This window comes from Borrelia crocidurae (genome assembly GCF_000825665.2).
Lineage (GTDB): Bacteria > Spirochaetota > Spirochaetia > Borreliales > Borreliaceae > Borrelia > Borrelia duttonii.
In genome coordinates this window covers 242,121-245,479 of record NZ_LN609267.1, presented here as the reverse complement: position 1 = coordinate 245,479, position 3,359 = coordinate 242,121, and the positions used below count along the sequence as shown (strand labels likewise).

General features: G+C 28.8%; 2 protein-coding genes. Both read left to right on the top strand.

Annotated features, from left to right (window positions below; all coding sequences use genetic code 11):
• Positions 1-79 precede the first annotated feature (79 nt).
• Positions 80-2,080: a tetratricopeptide repeat protein gene (locus BN1173_RS01200; RefSeq protein ID WP_171805080.1), complete on the top strand. Its 2,001-nt coding sequence runs from the start codon at positions 80-82 to the stop codon at positions 2,078-2,080.
• A gap of 24 nt (positions 2,081-2,104) precedes the next feature.
• A complete protein-coding gene (gene ychF / locus BN1173_RS01195) occupies positions 2,105-3,211 on the top strand; it encodes a redox-regulated ATPase YchF (RefSeq protein ID WP_014696116.1) in 1,107 nt (368 codons plus the stop codon).
• Positions 3,212-3,359 lie beyond the last annotated feature (148 nt).

The following is a 3,359-nucleotide window of genomic DNA, read 5'->3' as shown; positions in this document are numbered from 1 at the left end:
GTATAATATATACAATATGTTTCGTGTAAAAATATTAAATTTATATAGTGCTTGTTTCAGTGTTAAAAAAATAGCTTTAATGTTTAATATAGCCATTTTTTTAATAAATGCATTTGTTTTAAATGCTCAAGGTATTGTTACTAACAAGGATGCTCAAGAAGAATTTAAATGGGCACTTAATTCTTATAATAATGGTCTTTATGATGATGCTTTGTTGTCTTTTAAGAGAGTTTTAAGCTTTGATCCAAGTAATCTTGATTATCATTTTTGGATAGGAAATGTTTATTATAGATTGGGGCATGTTGAGGAAGCTTTGATGGAATGGCGAAATTTGCAATCTCAAGGGTATAAATCGGCTTATCTTAGGCAGTTGATATCTATAATTGAACAAAGAAGAGGTATATCCTTAAATAATGAATTTAAAAATATTGAAAAATTTGTTCAAGTTGCGCTTCTTGATAATTCCATTTATAAACGACCAAATGGATATCAGATTACATCTCTAAAGGCCGATCAATATGGTGGTTATTATGCTGCTAATTTTGTAGGAAATGAAATTTTACATTTTGATGCTAATAATAATATTCATGTTTTGGTTAAGGATGGAATTACTTCTATAAAGTCACCTTATGATGTGATTGAGCTTGATAAACTTTTATATGTGACACTTTATTCAAATGATGAGATTGGTATATATGATAAGACTTTTGGCATTAAAAAAGGTTCAATTGGAAAGAAAGGTACTGAGGATGGTGAGTTACTTGCTCCTCAATATATAACAGTTGATGAGAGAGATTATATTTATGTTAGTGAATGGGGAAATAAGCGAATCAGCAAATTTGATGCTAAGGGTAGTTTTGTTTTGAATTTTGGCATGAAAACGGTTGGATATGCAGGGCTTTTAGGTCCAACAGGTGTTACGTATTTGAATGGAAATATTTATGTTGCTGATGCTCCTAGAAATTCTATTGAAGTATTTGATACTAGTGGTAATCATTTGTATTCTATTTCAACTTCTTTTGAAGGGATAGAAGGTCTTAGCAGTGATTTTGCAGGTAATAGCATTATTATATCTTCAAAATATGGTGTTTATAAATATAGTGTTTCAAGTAAAACTTTTGTTAAGCTTTTAAAAGCAGATAAGATAGATTCTAAAATTTCATCTTCAATTATTGATGTTAATAATCAAATGGTTGTATCAGATTTTGATAATGCTCATATTGCGATTTATAAAAGTGATGTTAGTGTTTATGATAGTTTAAATGTTGATGTTCGTAGAGTAATTAGGGCGGGAGGTTCTAAAATTTATGTGGAGCTTAATATTAGCAATAGAAATGGATTACCAATTGTGGGTTTAAAGAGTGAAAATTTTGCGGTTGCTAATGAGAGATATTACATTGTAAATCCAAAAATTGCTTATGATATTAATACTTCTAATGATATGAATATTGCAATTGTTTTTGACAAATCTTTTTCTATGAAAAATTACGAGTCAGAACAAATTATGAGTGTAAATACTCTTATAAAATCTAGAAAAAATAAAAAGTTTAGTTTTATAAATGCAACTAATTTACCTTTGGTAGATAATATCGATAGTTTATTAAGTATGATTCATAAAACAAATTCTCTTGGTGTTTATGATTTAAATGATGTAAAGACGGATGTTAGTCTTAAACTTGCAGGTTCTGAACTTATGTCAAAGAGTGCAAGAAGGGCCGTTATTTATTTTAGTGATGGATCTTTGAGTCATTCTGCTTTTAGTAGGTATTCTGTGGATACTATTTTAAGCTATTATAAAAATAATGATATTAGATTTTATTTAATATTGTTTGGAAATAGTCCTATTGAGTCTAAATTGCAGTATTTAGTAAATGAAACTGGTGGTGCTATTATTCCTTTTTCTTCTTATGAGGGTGTATCAAAAGTTTATGATTTAATGATGAAACAGAAAACAGGGACTTATTTGCTTGAATATGATTATCCAGGCCCTCAAGAACCTAATGGATATTATAATTTGTCTGTTGAAGTAAATTTCAATCAACAAATAGGTAGAGGAGAATTTGCATATTTAATTAATTAAATTTTACTTTATGGAGTTTTATTTATGGCACTTAATGTGGGAATAGTGGGATTGCCCAATGTTGGGAAGTCTACCTTATTTTCGTCCTTAACATCATCAAAGTCAGAGATTGCTAATTATCCTTTTTGTACTATTGATCCTAATGTAGGAATAGTAGAAGTTCCTGATGAGAGGCTTTTGAAAATTGCTAATTTAGTATCGTCAAAAAAAATAATTCCTGCTGTTATAGAATTTGTTGATATTGCGGGTCTTGTTAGAGGAGCTTCCAAAGGAGAAGGACTTGGTAATAAATTTTTAGCGAATATTCGTGAAGTTTCTATTATTGTTCATGTTGTTAGATGCTTTAATGATAGAGAAGTTATTCATGTTGATGGGGATATAGATCCTCAAAGGGATATAAGTACAGTTAGTACAGAATTATGTCTTGCAGATCTTGAGACGGTTCAAAAAAGTATTTTAAAAAATGAAAAAAATGCAAAGAGTATTGATAAAAATATTAGTGAAAATGCAAAGATAATTGTTTCACTTCTTCGAGATCTTGAAAAACATTTGATTGATGTTAGACCAGCAAGCGAGTTTAAATTTGATGAATTTGGTTATAATTTTGTTAAGTCTTTAAATCTTTTGACTATGAAAAATGTTATATATGTTTGCAATGTTGATGAGGATTCACTTTCTGGTAATAAATATACTGATATTGTTAAAAATATAGCTTTAAGTGAGGGTAATAATTATTTAATTTTGTGTGCTAAGATTGAGGCAGAACTTGCTGAAATTCAAGACTTAATTGAGAGAAGAGAAATGTTAGAATCTATGGGTATCAAAGAGAGTGGTCTTAGTAATTTAATACGTACTTCTTATTATACTTTAGGTTTAAGAACCTATTTTACTGCAGGAGAACAAGAAGTTAGAGCTTGGACTTTTATTGATGGAATGAAAGCCCCAGCAGCTGCAGGTATTATTCATAGTGATTTTCAGAGAGGTTTTATTAAAGCAGAGGTGTATTCATTTGATGATTTGATTGAGTTTCAAGGCGTTCATGGTTTAAAGGAAAAGGGACGTCTTAGACTTGAGGGAAAAGATTATTTGGTAAGAGATGGTGATATAATTTTATTTAAATTTAATGTTTAAATAAATTAAGATGAAGGAATTATTTTTTTATAGAAACTCAGATTACTTTTTATTTTTTGTCTTAATATTAGCTTTTGTATATATTAGATGCTGTTATATATCGAATTTACATTTTAGTATTTTTATTTGGTATGTTAATGTTATGTTG